This is a genomic window from Rickettsia honei RB (assembly GCF_000263055.1).
GTDB classification, from domain to species: Bacteria; Pseudomonadota; Alphaproteobacteria; order Rickettsiales; family Rickettsiaceae; genus Rickettsia; species Rickettsia rickettsii.
The window spans coordinates 188,915-203,768 of record NZ_AJTT01000001.1; the positions used below are offsets into that span (position 1 = coordinate 188,915).

Sequence of the window (14,854 nt, forward strand, 5' to 3'; positions counted from 1 at the left end):
TCTATAAATCCAGCTCGTAATTAAGCACGCTTGCTAGCCCCAAATTATTAGAGAATTTCGGTTCATTCGGTGCTTTTGTTTCTTTACTGTTTTTTGTTTGATTTGCTCCGCCTTGTAAATTGATTTGTGGAAATCTATAAGAATTAATAAGGTTAAGCTGTGCTTGCGCTGCTAGCACATTACTCATTGCCATCTCAATATCGGAGTTACCGGTTAAAGATTCTTCGATTAGGTTATTTAACACCGGATCGTTAAATTGCAGTCACCACTTGGAGGATGCATTATTATTTTGTTCTAGAGAATAATTATTCCAAGTAGTAGGTAATGAGAGTTTAGGGGGAATATTATCGTGTTTTGCATTACAACCACATAGAAGAAATGATGAAATCGATAAAACTAGAATATATTTTAAGTAAATGCAAAATCGGCATATGAAGTTCGTCGATTAGGTTCATTAAAATAAATTCATATTACTTAATATTAATTATGAATCTTTAAACCGTTATGTCAATATAGACTATTATTTTTTCAACTAACTATTTTTATAATTACGTAATAATGTTGCTATAGCATATTTTAGAAAGCTTGATATAAGTGAATTTTGCAGGATTCGCTTGTGTTCACGTATTTTTATAAGCTGTGTAGGCTCACCCTTAAATTCATCTTATCTGAAGCTTTCTAAAATATGCTGTAACTTTTCAGAAACAACTTTAATGTCATAATTTTGTTTGAGAGTAAGGTAGGCGTTTTTAGAAAATTCTTTTGCTTTTATAGGGTTCTCTATTAGATAGACAATTTTTGCTGCTAAATCTTCAGCAGAGCCGGCTTTACAAATAAGCCCGTCTTGCATGTCGTTTAAGATTGCTGCAGGCCCTTCAGTATCTGTACTCACGATAGGCATGCTTGCCTCCATTGCTTCAAGCACTATAATTCCAAACGGTTCATGAAGAGACGGTAAGCAAAAAATATCTATTTGTTTAAAGAATTTATCTCTATCGTTAACCCATCCCGTAAATGATATTTGATCTTGTAAATTAAGTTTATGTGCTAAAGCAATTAAATTATCTTTTTCCTCGCCGCTTCCACCTATAACTGCATGAAGATCATATTTTTTTTCTTTTAAAATTTTGATAGCTTTAATAAAAACATCAACACCTTTCTTAGCTACAAATCTTGCTAGTACACCAATTACGACAGGTTTTCTATATGTTTTATTTGGAATAAAGTCTTTAGCAATATTTATCATATTCGGTAGGATGCATATCCTAGATTCGGCAAAGTGATTTTTTAATAAAAATTCTTTCATATGATGCGTCAAGGCAATAACAAAATCACATTTACGTAGTCCTTTTAAACTATAATTATGAGCGATACCGATTAATTTTATATTTTGTGATTTAGCAAATTTACTAAAATTTATTGCTCTATTACCGTGTGCTATAATTATATCGGGTTTAGTCTTATGAATTGTATACTTAAAAATAAGTACCGAGAGTAAATCAAACGGTACTATATTAGGTAGTTTTAAGCTTTGTTTGTGTAGAAAGGAATTTATTTTTGCCTTGTAAGAAGTGATATTTATAACCTCAATTTTTTGCATCTCTAAAGCAGTGCTATAATCTAAAAATGCTTGTTGGATGCCGCCAAGGTCACGACTTAGCATAATATTAAGGATCTTCATTACTTTCATTGCTCGATTTCTTTTTCTGTTAAACCGGTAAAATCTATAATTTTATCTAAAGGTTTATTTTTTGCTAACATTTTTTTAGCTATAGAAATTTTTTGTTTTGCTTCCCCTCTGGCTTCCCCTTTAGCTTCAGCATCCATAATTTTCTGCTCTTCTACGGCTAGATTATCCATTTCGGTTTTTATCATTTTTTCATAAGTATTTAACTCTTTTTCAGACCAACTAGCTTGATCCAAAGCATAAAAAGCTTTTTTAATAATAAAATCATAACCTATCAAATTCTCCATTTCTTCTAGAGTGCTTTCATGTGCATGTTTAAAGAAATATGCCCATTTTTCTTGAAGGTTCTCTAATTGATCTAATTCTTTATTAAATTTCTCAAGCTCTAAAAAGATAAAATAAAAATCTTGTAGGTTGTTCTCATAAGTTTTAGTATCAAGTAATCTATGATTTGATCTCCAATCTTTTTTATCGGGCAATAAAATAAAATCGGCAATAGCTAAGAATATTACTCCTCGAAGTTTTGCATATACTGCCATTTTTTTATGATCTTCATCTTTGTTTATTATTTTTTTTGAATAGGCCTTTGCTGTATAAAGCTGAGCTCGTTTTTTAAAACCTGGATGTTTGCTGACCTGCATCTCTACAATAAATTGAGTACCGTATTTATCTCTACATAATACATCAACTATAGATTATATATAAGAAGCGATATCGGAACCTTAGATTTTTTTAAAAAAGTAACTTCGGTAATTACTGCTTTTCCCGTATAACCTAAAATGTTATTTAGAAAATGAATAAGTATATCCTTATTTTTTTCTGTACCGAAAATTTTTAAAAATGCATAGTTATTTTTAGGGTCTAAGAAACGTGAAATTAGCATAATAGTCTATATTTTTATATATCATCACTTCATTATAGCAAATTCCAAGAAATTTGCTATAATACAATTTCCTAATATGTAAAACATTATGATTAGTAAAATTAATTTTGTAAAAATGCATGGTCTCGGTAATGATTTTGTTATTGTTAACAAACGAGATTTATCAAGTTCATATGATTTATCGCAGTTAGCAAAAAATATGGCTGAGCGTCATACAGGTATCGGTTGCGATCAGTTTATTATTTATGAAGAGCATAATGATTTTTATGAAATGATTATATATAACATAGACGGCTCTAGTGCTAAATTATGCGGTAATGCTACAAGATGTTTAGCCAAGTTAATTTATCTTGATATGGGAAAGCAAGATATTACCGTAATGGTAGGCAATAAAAAATTGCTATGTAATGTCAATGATGAAAATAATATTAGTGTTAATGTAGGAAGCGTGAGTTTTAATGAAGCTTGGATGCCAAGTCGTGATAAAGTTTGGGAATTTGCAGAGCGTTATATGATTGATTTAAAGGAAACTATTTGCGTTGATATAGGTAATCCGCATGTAGTTATTTTTAGTAAGTTAGAACCTCAAGATCAAAAAATTGTCGGTGAAAGATTGCAGGCTAAGGAATTATTCGCAGATGGGGTAAACGTTAATTTTGCTGAAGTAAAAGATAATAAAATCTATTTATCCGTTTGGGAGCGGGGGGCAGGGTTAACGCTTGCTTGCGGAAGCGGAGCTTGCGGTAGTTTTGCTGCCGGTTTAAAGCGCGGTTTTATCCATTCACCAAGTACTATAGTCTTTAAGCACGGTAACCTTACTATGAAAGAAGAAAACGGTAATATAATAATGCAAGGGGCAGCTACGCTTGTAGCACGTGGGGAATATTATTGTGAGCAATAATTTAAGACAAAACGTAGTAACATTTGGCTGTAGACTTAATATTTACGAAAGTGAGATAATACGAAAAAACTTGGAATTGTCGGGTATCGATAATGTAGCAATATTCAATACTTGTGCGGTAACTAAAGCAGCTGAGAAACAAGCAAGACAAGCTATACGCAAGGCTAAAAAAAATAATCCTGATTTAAAAATTATTGTTACCGGCTGTAGTGCTCAAACAAGTCCGCAAATGTACGGTAATATGCCGGAAGTTGACAAAGTTATAGGTAATGAAGAGAAGTTATTACCTAATTACTACCAAATTACCGATGCAAAAATAACAGTTAACGATATAATGTTGGTGAAAGAGACGGCAAGTCATTTAGTAAGTAGCTTTGACTGTAAGTCTCGTGCTTTTATTCAGGTACAAAACGGTTGTGATCATTTTTGTACTTTCTGTATTATCCCTTATGGTAGAGGAAAAAGTAGATCAGTAGCAATAGGAGCTATAGCAGAGCAGGTAAAGCATTTGGTATTAAACGGCTTTAAAGAAGTAGTTTTTACCGGTGTTGATGTCACGGCTTATGGTAGTGATTTGCCAGGAAGTCCAACATTCGCACAAATGATTAAACGAGTGTTGAATTTAGTCCCTGAATTAAAGAGGCTTAGATTATCTTCAATAGATGTTGCAGAAATAGATGATGAACTTTTTGAGCTTATAGCTTATAGTGAAAGGATAATGCCGCATTTTCATATTAGCTTGCAAGCAGGTGATGATATGATATTAAAACGTATGAAAAGACGTCATAATAGAGCAAACGTAATAGAGTTTTGTCGGAAGCTGCGGGCAATAAGACCGGAAGTATCTTTTGGTGCGGATATTATAGCTGGTTTCCCGACTGAAACCCCTGAAATGTTTGAAAATACAAGAAAATTAATTTCAGAAGCGGAATTACAATATTTACATGTTTTTCCTTATTCGGAAAGAGAAGGAACGCCTGCAGCACGTATGCCACAAGTACCTAAAAATGTAAGAAAAGAAAGGGCAGAAATTTTAAGGCAAGAAGGGCAAAACCAGTTGACCGAATTCTTTAAAAAACATATAGGACAGAAAGTGGAGTTATTAGTAGAGAATAATAATATTGCCCATACCGAAAATTTTATTCCGGTAAAGCTAGATAAACCTTTAGAAATAGGGCAGATATTTAAAGCGAAGTTGGTGGGGATAGAAGAGAATTATATGAAGTGTATGTTGGTTTAACGTCATTGCAGGGAGGTATTGTTGCGTAGATACTGAAGGTCGTCATTGCGAGGAGTCGTAGGTGACGCGGCAATCCAGAAAATAAATTAAAAAAATTCTAATTTACAGAATTTTTAACTGGATTGCTTCATCAATTGCTATGCGATTTCCTTGCAATGACGGATAAACAGGTCCACGCAACAATGCCCGCTCGCAATGACGTTCTACCGTACAATAAAAAATCAAAAACAAAAAAACAATCATGGAAAATATAGAAACAATATTAAGGCTTGCTGAGGACAAAATCTTATTAGTACAAAACTTAAAAGCTCTGCAAGAATATAAAGTAGAATTTTTAGGCAAGAACGGTATAGTGACCGGTGAGCTTAAAAAATTAGGTAGTTTAAATGAACAGGAACGTAAAGAATTTGGCTTAAAAATCAATAAATTAAAAGATAAAATACAGAATATAATAAAAGCAAAAGCAGAAATTTTAGAGGAGCAGGAACTAAATTTTAAACTTGCTGCCGATAAAATTGATTTAACAATCCCTGCACGGAGATATAAACAAGGTTCCATTCATCCAATAACACAATGTAGTGAGGAGTTAATACAAGTATTTTCGCAGTTTGGTTTTACTATAGAAAACGGACCGAATATCGAGAATGATTTTCATAATTTTACCGCTCTCAATTTTGAAGATGATCATCCCGCAAGGCAAATGCATGATACTTTTTATTTGAAAAGTCAGGAAAATAATAAGCCGCTGTTATTACGTACTCATACCTCAACAGTGCAGATTAGAGCTATGAAAAACGGCAAACCGCCTTTTAGGTTTATAGCACCTGGTAGGACTTATAGATCGGATTCGGATATGACGCATACGCCAATGTTCCACCAAATAGAAGGGCTTGTTATGGATAAAAATATCAATATGGGACATTTAAAATATGTTATCACGACATTTATAAAAAGCTTTTTTGAAAATTCTAATATTGAATTACGTTTTAGACCCAGCTTTTTCCCATTTACCGAACCTTCTGCCGAAGTTGATATTCGGATGAATAAAAACGATAAATGGCTTGAGGTCCTTGGTTGCGGGATGGTTCATCCAAACGTGCTTAAAAATGTTGGTGTCGATAGCAGCGAGTATCAAGGTTTTGCTTTTGGGCTTGGAGTAGAGCGTTTTGCAATGTTAAAATATAATATCAAAGATTTAAGACAATTTTTTGAAGGAGATATGCGTTGGCTTAAACATTATAATTTTGGGAGCTTTGATATACCAAATTTAGCAGGAGGGCTTACGAAATGAAATTTACGTTATCATGGTTAAAACAATTTTTAGAGACATCGGCTTCAGTTACTGAAATTGCCGAAGCCCTAACAGCTATTGGCCTTGAAGTGGAAGAGGTGATAGATAAAGCGGCGGAATTACAAAAGTTTGAAGTAGCATATATTACAAATATTAAATCTCACCCGTCAGCTGATAAATTAAAGCTTTGTGATGTTGAGACTAAAAGCGGTATGCTGCAAATAGTTTGTGGTGCGCGTAATGCAAGAGCAGGTATAAAAGTAGTACTTGCAAATATCGGAATAGAAATACCAAACGGTAAATTTAAGATTAAGGAATCTGTTATTAGAGGCGAAAAAAGCTGTGGTATGCTTTGCTCTGAAGAGGAATTACTGCTAGCTTCAGAGTCTGAAGGGATTATAGAGCTATCTGAAGATGCCGTAGTTGGAGAGAATTTTACTAAATATTACGGTTTAGATGATCCTATATTTGTTATTAACGTTACTCCTAATCGTGGTGATGCACTTGGAGTTTACGGCATCGCAAGAGATTTAGCAGCTAAAGGAATAGGAATACTTAAAGAGCTAGAAATTTCGGCAATAAAGAGTACATTTATTTCTAAAATGAAGCTTAACGTGCAAGATAAGGAAGCCTGTCCGTTATTTACTTTTAGAGAGATAAGAAATTTAAAAAATAAACCAAGTCCTGATTGGTTACGGAAATTATTAAAAAATGTTGGGGTAAAAACTATTTCAAGCTTAGTGGATGTGACAAATTATATTTCCTATAGCTTTGGGCAGCCGATGCATGCTTACGATGCAGATAGGATAAAAGGGGGAATTACTGTAGCACGTCATTGCGAGAAGCGTAGCAACGAAGCAATCTCAGGACAACAAAATGAGATTGCCACGGCTGCTTTGCAGCCTCGCAATGACGTAGCTAAATTCCACGCCCTAAACGGCAAAGAATATTTACTTACAGAAAATGATTTAGTTATAAAAGATGAAAGCGGTATTCAAGGTCTGGCCGGTGTCATTGGCGAGGCTGATAGTAGTTGTACTGATAGTACGACTAATATAATACTCGAGGCTGCTTGTTTTAATGCTAAAATGGTTGCAGCTAGCGGGCGCAGGTTCCAAATTGATACGGATGCTAGATATCGTAATGAGCGTAATATCGATAGAAATTTTACGGAAAAGGCTTTGGATATAGCAACTAATCTTATTTTGTCAATATGCGGAAACGGTGAAGTATCGGAAGTAGTGAAAGTCGGTGAAAAAGAGTCACAAAAAAAACCTTTAGATTTTTCAGCATGTTATTTAGAAAAAATTACAGGAATTAAACTAAATATCAAAGCGATAGAAGCCATATTAAATAAACTAGGATTTATTACGGATGTTAAAGGTGAGATTATAAAGGTAATAGCTCCTTCTTGGCGTCACGATATAACTATTTTAGAAGATATAGCTGAAGAAATCGCTCGTATTTACGGCTATGATAAAATAGAGAGTATAAAATTACCCGAACTAGACCAAGATAATAATAAGCTAAGAGAGCATAAAAGAATATCTAGTTTTAAAAGGATATTAGCAAGCAAAGGCTATGATGAGGTAGTAACTAACTCTTTTATGAGTAGTGAAGATGCAAAGTTGTTTGCTGAATTAAAAGAAGAGTTATTTTTGCTTAATCCTATTAGCATAGGAGACAATTATATGCGTCCTACTATACTGCCGAATTTGTTAAGTATAGTAAGTAAAAATCTAGCACGCTCTATAAAAGATATGGCTTTTTTTGAAGTTGGACCAAGTTTTATAGATTTAAATACGGAAGCAACTTATTTGACGGCAATTATAAGCGGTTCATATAATAATAAAAATCCTCATTCGCTTGGACGAGGCTATGATGTTTTTGATCTTAAAGGCGATTTAGAGTTGGTAGCTGATTATGCAGGACTATCTATAGATAAATGTATAGCAACAAATGGGACAGCATTGCCACAATATTATCATCCAACTAGAGCAGTAAATATAGGGCTTGGTAAAAATTTATTAGGTCATTTTGGGCAGATACACCCTAAAATCTTGAAATATTACGATATTAATCAGGAAATATTTGCATTCGAGCTAAATATTACGAATTTGCCGTTGATAAAAGCTAAATTTGGTAAAAGAGACGAATTTGCAGTATCGGATTTCCAAGCTAATTTTAGAGATTACGCATTTATTGTTGGTCAAGATCATAGAGTCGGTGACATAATATCATATATAAATAATTTTAATAAAAAGCTTATCAAATCAGTTATATTATTTGATATTTATAGCGGTGATAAATTACCTGAAGGTAAAAAATCTATAGCGGTTAAAATAGAGCTACAAGCAGATGATCGGACGTTATCTGATACTGATTTAAATTCGTTCAGTAAAGATTTAGTTGCTGCCATCTCACAAAAATTTCAAGGAACATTAAGAGAATAACAATATGTTAAAATTAATAGTTGAAACAAAAACATTAGTTCAGTCCCTAGGGTTTGCAAGTTCCGTTGTTGAAAAACGTAATGTAATACCTGAATATGCAAACATTAAATTATCGGCAAAAGACGGCAATCTAGAGCTTAGTTCTACTAATATGGATTTGTACTTAAGTCAAAAAATAGCAGTACAGGTAGTAAGTGAAGGTGAATGTACCGTTTCTACGAAAACTCTAAATGATATAGTCCGAAAACTTCCGGATTCCGAGCTTACATTAACAGATCTAGGTACAACGGGACTTGAGATCAAAGGAAAAAATTGTAAATTTAATTTATTTACTTTGCCGGTTAGTTCTTTTCCTGCAATGGATAGTATTAATCCTGAAGCAAGTTTTAAAATTTCCTGCACGGATTTTGCTAAAATAATCGAATCGACAAAATTTTCGATTTCTTTAGATGAAACTCGTTATAATTTAAACGGTGTTTATTTACACATAAAAGACAAAGAGTTTTGTTCGGCAAGTACCGATGGGCATAGACTTTCGATTTCATGGGTAACATTAGAAAAACAAATAAAGAATTTTGGAGTTATATTACCCCAAAAAAGTGCAGAGGAAATTTTAAAAATCGTTAAAGATCCTAAAAATATAAATGAAGATATAGAAATTTTATTAAATAGCAATAAGATTAAATTTATATGTAACGAAAATACTATTATGCTATCAAAGCTTATAGACGGTACTTTCCCTGATTATAGTACTTTTATTCCGGAAAGCAGCAGCTCAAAATTAGTAATTAATCGAAAAATGTTTGCAGATAGTATAGAAAGGATAGCGATAATAACCGTTGAAAAATTTAGAGCAGTAAAATTATTGTTATCTCGTGAAACCTTAGAGATTAGTGCAGTCGGTGAAGCAAGAGGTAACGCAAAAGAGGTTATTAATTCTTCACAAGATAAGGAAAGTTTTTATGAATATAATAGTGATGAGTCTTTAGCTATAGGCTTTAACCCGCAATATTTGGAAGATGTCTTAAAAGCAGTGAAATCGGATTTAGTAGAACTATATTTTTCAGATGTTTCAGCACCGGTACTTATTAAATTTCCTGAGAATCCTAAAGATATTTTTGTCGTCATGCCTGTTAAGGTGTAAGTGTTATGAGAACCCGAATATATAAGCATTACAAAGAAAAATTATATCAAGTTATAGATACTGCAAAACATACTGAAACTTTGCAAGAGTTATATGATAATTTCCAGCTTCTGGGTAAGGCCGCTTGAAATGTTTAACGAAAAGGTTTTATTACACGGCAAAAATATTCCACGTTTTGAATTTATTTCTGAGAAATAATTAAATCTGCCCTATGTCATTCCCGCATAGGCGGGCATGACATCGAGTGGTTTTTTTTGAGCCATATAACAATGCCAAAGAACGGTGGGAAGAAATAATTTTTGACTAATAGCTAAAGCTTCTCTATTATTTCCCTTAAGCACACTAATTAAATATTGGTTATGAAGAAAATTATCGGATTATTTTTTGTAATTATACTTAGTGCAATAAGTACTAGTATCTTAGCGGGTGATTATCCAAAAACAGAACGAGAGCAGAAATGGGACGAAGTAGGTTCTATAGCAGGTGAAGAAGGATTAGTTTTTAGACCGGGTAGGGTTAAGAATGAATCTACTAAAGCTGTAGGAGGTTCAGTTAATAAATATCTCTGGCAAGCAGCATTAGAGACTATAAGTGTTGCTCCTCTTGCATCAGCCGACTCAAACGGCGGCGTGATTATTACGGAATGGTATAGCCCACGTTCTAATCCTAATTTTCGATTTAAAATAAATATATTTATTAAAGACGATGTAATCAGCCCTGATTCAATCGAAGTGAAAGTATTTGAAGAAATGCTTAAAAATAAACAATGGGTACTTAATGAAAACACCTCAAATCTTGCTATCACGCTTGAAGATAAAATTTTAAGAAAAGCTAGAGAGATATATATTAATAGTGTGAGGTAATAACAGTATTGCCGTCATTGCGAGGCAATTACGGAGTAATTGAAAAAGCAATCTCAGGATATTTGATGAGATTGCCGTGTAGTCTACGACTGCTCGCAATGACAATGCAGTATATAAATTAAAAAAATATGAACCAAATAGAACAAAAATGGCAGTACATTTGGCAAGAAGAAAAAGCTTTTGAGGTATCAAACGCGAGTAGCAAGCCAAAATATTACGTACTTGAAATGCTGCCTTATCCTTCCGGTAAAATCCATGTAGGTCACGTACGCAACTATTCTATAGGTGATGTTATTGCAAGGTTTATGACTATGCAAGGTTTTAATGTGCTTCATCCGATGGGCTGGGATGCTTTCGGGCTACCTGCCGAAAATGCCGCAATAAAAAATAATTCTCACCCAAAAAAATGGACATATTCTAATATCAAGAATATGAAAAAGCAGCTAAAATCTATGGGCTTTTCTTATGATTGGTCTAGAGAGATAAATAGTTGCAATCCTGAGTATTATAAACATGAGCAGAAATTCTTTTTAGAGCTTTATGAACGAAATCTTGCTTATCAAAAAGAATCATTTGTTAATTGGGATCCGGTTGATAATACCGTGCTTGCGAATGAACAAGTTGTAGACGGGCGTGGTTGGCGTTCAGGTGCAATAGTTGCAAAACGTTATTTAAAGCAATGGTTCTTAAAAATTACCGATTATGCTGAAGAATTATTAAACGAAATTCAGAATTTAAAAGAGTGGCCTGAAGCTGTTCGGTCTATGCAAGAGAAATGGATAGGTAAATCGATAGGTGCTAATTTTCATTTTAAAATTAAGGATAATGAAGAGACTACTATAGAAGTATTCTCAACCAAACCTGAAACCATTTTTGGTGCTAGCTTTATAGGAATTGCCTTTAATCATCCGATAATAGAGCGGTTAGTTTCTAAAACACCTGAAATACTCGCTTTTATAACTCAATGCTCGCATATTACAAGAAGTAGCGAACTAGAAAAGGCTGAAAAGGAAGGTGTATTTACCGGTCTTTTTGTTACTCATCCTTTCGATTCAAATATAGTTTTACCGGTTATTATTACTAATTTTGTGCTAATGGATTATGGCACTGGTGCAATATTTGGTTGCCCTGCTCATGACGAATGTGACCATGAATTAGCTGTTAAAATGAATTTATCTATTAAACAAGTAATTAAAGCAGATATGGATGTACAAAAGACCGCTTATACGGAAGATGGAATTTTAATTAATTCGGATTTTCTAAACGGCTTAACTAGTAACGAAGCAAAACAAGAAGTCATCGGAGAATTTGAGAAACTAGGCATAGGTAAACGCAGCGTAAATTATCGTCTAAAAGATTGGGGGATTTCAAGGCAGCGCTTTTGGGGATGTCCTATTCCTATGATTCACTGCGAAATTTGTGGCATAGTGCCCGTACCTTACAAAGATTTACCCGTTACTTTACCTGATGATGTAAATTTTGACGGTCACGGTAATCCGCTTGATCATCATCCTAGTTGGAAACATGTTAATTGTCCGAAATGCGATAAGCCGGCTGTGCGTGAAACCGATACTTTTGATACATTTTTTGAATCATCTTGGTATTTTACGAGATATTGCAATAGCAATGTTACAGAGATGACTGATAAAAAAGCTTGTGATTACTGGCTACCGGTCGATAAATATATAGGCGGCATTGAACATGCGGTAATGCATTTATTATATGCAAGGTTTTTTACAAAAGTAATGAACGAACAGAATTACGTAAACGTTCGAGAGCCTTTTAAAGGGCTATTTACTCAAGGTATGGTGCTGCATGCCACTTACAAAGATGAACATAATAATTGGTTATATCCTGAAGAAGTAGTTAAAAAGGGTAATGAATTTTTTCATAAAGAAAGCAATAATAGAGTAGTGCAGGGACGCATTGAAAAGATGAGTAAGTCTAAAAAGAATCTCATTGATCTTGAGACAATGCAAGAGCAATATGGGGCAGATGCTATTAGGCTTTTTGTACTGTCCGATAGTCCGCCTGAGAAAGATCTAGAATGGTCGGCAAGCGGTATTGAAGGCTGCTCACGTTTTATTAATAAGCTTGAGTATATGTTTAAGGCGATAGATTCTTTAAAAAATGATGTGAATAGCGAGGTTAATAAAGAGCTTAATAGGTTAGTACATTTTACAATAAAGCACGTCGCCGAAGATATAAAGCATTTTGCCTTAAACAGAGCAATAGCACGTATGCGCGAGCTTTCTAATGCTATATCTGCTGAAATATCCAAAGATAAAATTGATGTTAAAACCGTAAGGCATGGCTTTAATGTTTTAGTACAGCTACTAAATCCTTTTATCCCGCATATTACGGAAGAAATTTGGCAAAAGCTTGGCAATAAAGAGCGATTATATAATTTGTCTTTTCCTGCATTTGATGAATCAATGCTAGAGTTAGATACATATATTATGGCAGTGCAGGTTAACGGCAAACTCCGTGATACCTATGAGTTTAAAACTTCCGTAAGTGAAGATGAAATAAAGCAAGTTACCGTCAGTCTGCCAAAGGTACAAAAGTTCTTAGAAGGGAAAGAGCCGAAGAAGATTATCCTCGTTCCTCGTAAAATTGTGAATATACTCGTTTAATTTGGAAAATTGGCTACGTCGTTTTGGTAAGTCTTCGGATGCTCACGTATTAAGTATATGCTCCGCTCCTCGGCTTACAGACTCCTTGCTCTTTCCAAATTAAACTGCGTCTATCTACTTTTCATTTATCAGAAGTATATTATTTTTTGAATCTGTCATTCCGCGACTTGATCGCGGGATCTAGTTTAAAATACTAAAATTATTAGTACTTTAAGTTGTTTTTAAATACCGTGGTCAAGCCGCAGTATGACACCTAGCATACTTTTATTGTATTACCACCATACTAACAAAAAAAAGTAGTAGTATGAACTAAAACTACCTCCTTATGTTTATCTAATGAAGCGTCATAATGCTGCTTCGTCTCATTGATAAAATTACTGCAATTATTATGGTAAGTACCTTTTAAGCACCCTTATAACTCTGATAATATGAAGTTTCATAATGCCCCTTCTCTAAGGTAATAGTAAATATTGTTTATTAGTATTAATACTTTATCTATTATATAATTGGCTGCCTAACAAAATGCGGCAAAAACACCGCCATCAATACTTAAAGTGTCTTCTTCTGTTTCACAAGTTATAATCCTAGGATAACAGAGGTTTGCTATACTATCTAGACTTAGATTTAAATCTGACTCTGAATCTAGCACGTCTATTTTTTTTCTATTAGTCATAAAGATCCCCTTTTAGTTACTAATTAATTAAACTTTTTGTATAACTTGCGTCTAATGGTAAATTTGTATGTCAATCCGGTACTCACAGCCTTACGTATTTTTATGTACGCTGCCGGTGGCAAGTGTTTCCGTGTTTCCTTCAAATTCTTCCTTATTAGCTACATTATGCAATAAGTCTATTGTAGGCTCAGTAATTTAAAAAAATCAATTAGCTACTAATAGACTGTCTGTAATAAATTTTAACCGGTAATTTAATTTTTTTTGCTGTAAATTATAAGATTTTTTTGAAATAGGAACTGCTATTTTTGCAAAAATCTTCAATTATTAATTGAAATTTATTACAGATAGACTATTAAATAGTGCGTCTGATTTTATACCTGAAGTCAATAAATGGTATTAATAAATTAATGCATGAAAATATCGATTTCATTCCAACCGATAAGGTCTAAATTAGCTCTTATCGGTAAAAAACGGAAAATATCTTGGGCAAGTTCATACCTATTTTCTTTAAGTAGCATTTTTTGTAAAATATCTTTTAACTGATGCAAATAAAGCACATCTTTTGCTGCATATTCTTTTTGTTCTGAAGATAAATTATCCGCACCCCAATAGGAAGATTGTTGTTGTTTTGAAATATTTATATTAAGCAATTCTCGGCACAAATCCTTAAGCCCATGACTATCGGTATAAGTTCTAACTAGTTTTGAAGATATTTTAGTACAAAAGATATTTTCTAAATCTATACTTAAATATTTTTTTATGGATGCTAGATCAAATCTAGCAAAATGAAATATCTTACATCTAGTTTTATCTAGTAATAATGCTTTTACATTAGGGGCTGTATAATCTTGATTTGTAAAATGAACAAGATGAGCTTCACCATTGCCGTTACTAAATTGTAGCAAACATAGTTTATCTCTATGTAGATTTAGTCCCATTGTCTCGGTATCTATAGCTAGATCTCCTTCAAGTTTAAAATTATTAGGTAGGTCGTTTTGATAAATTTTTATAGTCATAAATGATTTTTAATTCCTTTGAATCAATAATGTTGTTGTGCGGATCGAAAAACGCGTTCTGTGTCAT

General features: G+C 33.4%; 13 protein-coding genes and 3 pseudogenes. 9 read left to right on the top strand and 7 right to left on the bottom strand.

Features of this window, described 5'->3' with window-relative positions:
* Position 1: 1 nt before the first annotated feature.
* The 3 genes and pseudogenes from WSW_RS1000000113465 to WSW_RS0101115 form a co-directional block, all read right to left on the bottom strand.
* Positions 2 to 244, bottom strand: a complete 243-nt coding sequence (locus tag WSW_RS1000000113465; protein WP_029374928.1) for a TolC family protein — start codon at positions 242 to 244, stop codon at positions 2 to 4.
* A gap of 420 nt (positions 245 to 664) precedes the next feature.
* Positions 665 to 1,681 (bottom strand): glycosyltransferase family 4 protein, encoded by a 1,017-nt coding sequence (locus tag WSW_RS0101110; RefSeq protein ID WP_029374929.1) that lies wholly within the window; start codon positions 1,679 to 1,681, stop codon positions 665 to 667.
* Between the two features lie 5 nt (positions 1,682 to 1,686).
* Positions 1,687 to 2,570: pseudogene (locus WSW_RS0101115) on the bottom strand (Rpn family recombination-promoting nuclease/putative transposase).
* Positions 2,571 to 2,658: 88 nt separating this feature from the next.
* Here WSW_RS0101115 and dapF point away from each other — a divergent pair.
* From dapF to leuS, 9 genes are all read left to right on the top strand, one after another.
* Positions 2,659 to 3,471 (top strand): diaminopimelate epimerase, encoded by an 813-nt coding sequence (dapF, locus tag WSW_RS0101125; RefSeq protein WP_016916742.1) that lies wholly within the window; start codon positions 2,659 to 2,661, stop codon positions 3,469 to 3,471.
* On the top strand, positions 3,446 to 4,711 hold the full coding sequence (gene mtaB / locus WSW_RS0101130) for a tRNA (N(6)-L-threonylcarbamoyladenosine(37)-C(2))-methylthiotransferase MtaB (RefSeq protein ID WP_016916743.1): 1,266 nt from the start codon (positions 3,446 to 3,448) through the stop codon (positions 4,709 to 4,711). The genes dapF and mtaB overlap by 26 nt, the downstream gene beginning before the upstream one ends.
* Positions 4,712 to 4,952: 241 nt before the next feature.
* Positions 4,953 to 6,002: a phenylalanine--tRNA ligase subunit alpha gene (gene pheS, locus WSW_RS0101140; RefSeq protein WP_016916744.1), complete on the top strand. Its 1,050-nt coding sequence runs from the start codon at positions 4,953 to 4,955 to the stop codon at positions 6,000 to 6,002.
* Positions 5,999 to 8,455 (top strand): phenylalanine--tRNA ligase subunit beta, encoded by a 2,457-nt coding sequence (gene pheT, locus WSW_RS0101145; RefSeq protein WP_016916745.1) that lies wholly within the window; start codon positions 5,999 to 6,001, stop codon positions 8,453 to 8,455. Before pheS ends, pheT begins: the two co-directional genes overlap by 4 nt.
* A gap of 4 nt (positions 8,456 to 8,459) precedes the next feature.
* Positions 8,460 to 9,599, top strand: coding sequence for a DNA polymerase III subunit beta (gene dnaN / locus WSW_RS0101150; protein WP_016916746.1), 1,140 nt, complete (start codon positions 8,460 to 8,462; stop codon positions 9,597 to 9,599).
* A gap of 5 nt (positions 9,600 to 9,604) precedes the next feature.
* A complete protein-coding gene (locus tag WSW_RS1000000113475) occupies positions 9,605 to 9,727 on the top strand; it encodes a DUF1653 domain-containing protein (protein WP_016916747.1) in 123 nt (40 codons plus the stop codon).
* 1 nt (position 9,728) lies between these two features.
* The gene (locus tag WSW_RS1000000113480; protein WP_231839134.1) at positions 9,729 to 9,797 is read left to right on the top strand and encodes a hypothetical protein; all 69 of its coding nucleotides are present in this window, start codon (positions 9,729 to 9,731) and stop codon (positions 9,795 to 9,797) included.
* A gap of 161 nt (positions 9,798 to 9,958) precedes the next feature.
* On the top strand, positions 9,959 to 10,462 hold the full coding sequence (locus WSW_RS0101165; protein ID WP_004995768.1) for a DUF3576 domain-containing protein: 504 nt from the start codon (positions 9,959 to 9,961) through the stop codon (positions 10,460 to 10,462).
* 128 nt (positions 10,463 to 10,590) lie between these two features.
* Complete coding sequence (gene leuS, locus WSW_RS0101170; RefSeq protein WP_016916748.1) at positions 10,591 to 13,098, top strand: leucine--tRNA ligase; 2,508 nt, start codon at positions 10,591 to 10,593, stop codon at positions 13,096 to 13,098.
* Here the strand turns inward: leuS and WSW_RS1000000112655 are convergent.
* From WSW_RS1000000112655 to WSW_RS0101180, 4 genes and pseudogenes are all read right to left on the bottom strand, one after another.
* A pseudogene (locus tag WSW_RS1000000112655) lies at positions 13,095 to 13,191 on the bottom strand (palindromic element RPE5 domain-containing protein); the annotation flags it as partial. The gene leuS and the pseudogene WSW_RS1000000112655 overlap by 4 nt on opposite strands.
* A 421-nt stretch (positions 13,192 to 13,612) precedes the next feature.
* Positions 13,613 to 13,771 carry a hypothetical protein gene (locus WSW_RS1000000111875; RefSeq protein ID WP_016916749.1) on the bottom strand — a complete coding sequence of 53 codons (159 nt, stop codon included), beginning with the start codon at positions 13,769 to 13,771 and terminating at the stop codon, positions 13,613 to 13,615.
* Positions 13,772 to 13,802: 31 nt separating this feature from the next.
* Positions 13,803 to 13,951 (bottom strand): annotated as a pseudogene (locus WSW_RS1000000114075) (palindromic element RPE1 domain-containing protein); the annotation flags it as partial.
* A gap of 224 nt (positions 13,952 to 14,175) precedes the next feature.
* Entirely contained in the window at positions 14,176 to 14,787 is a 612-nt protein-coding gene (locus tag WSW_RS0101180) for a ribonuclease D (RefSeq protein WP_004995765.1), read from the bottom strand.
* Positions 14,788 to 14,854: the final 67 nt, after the last annotated feature.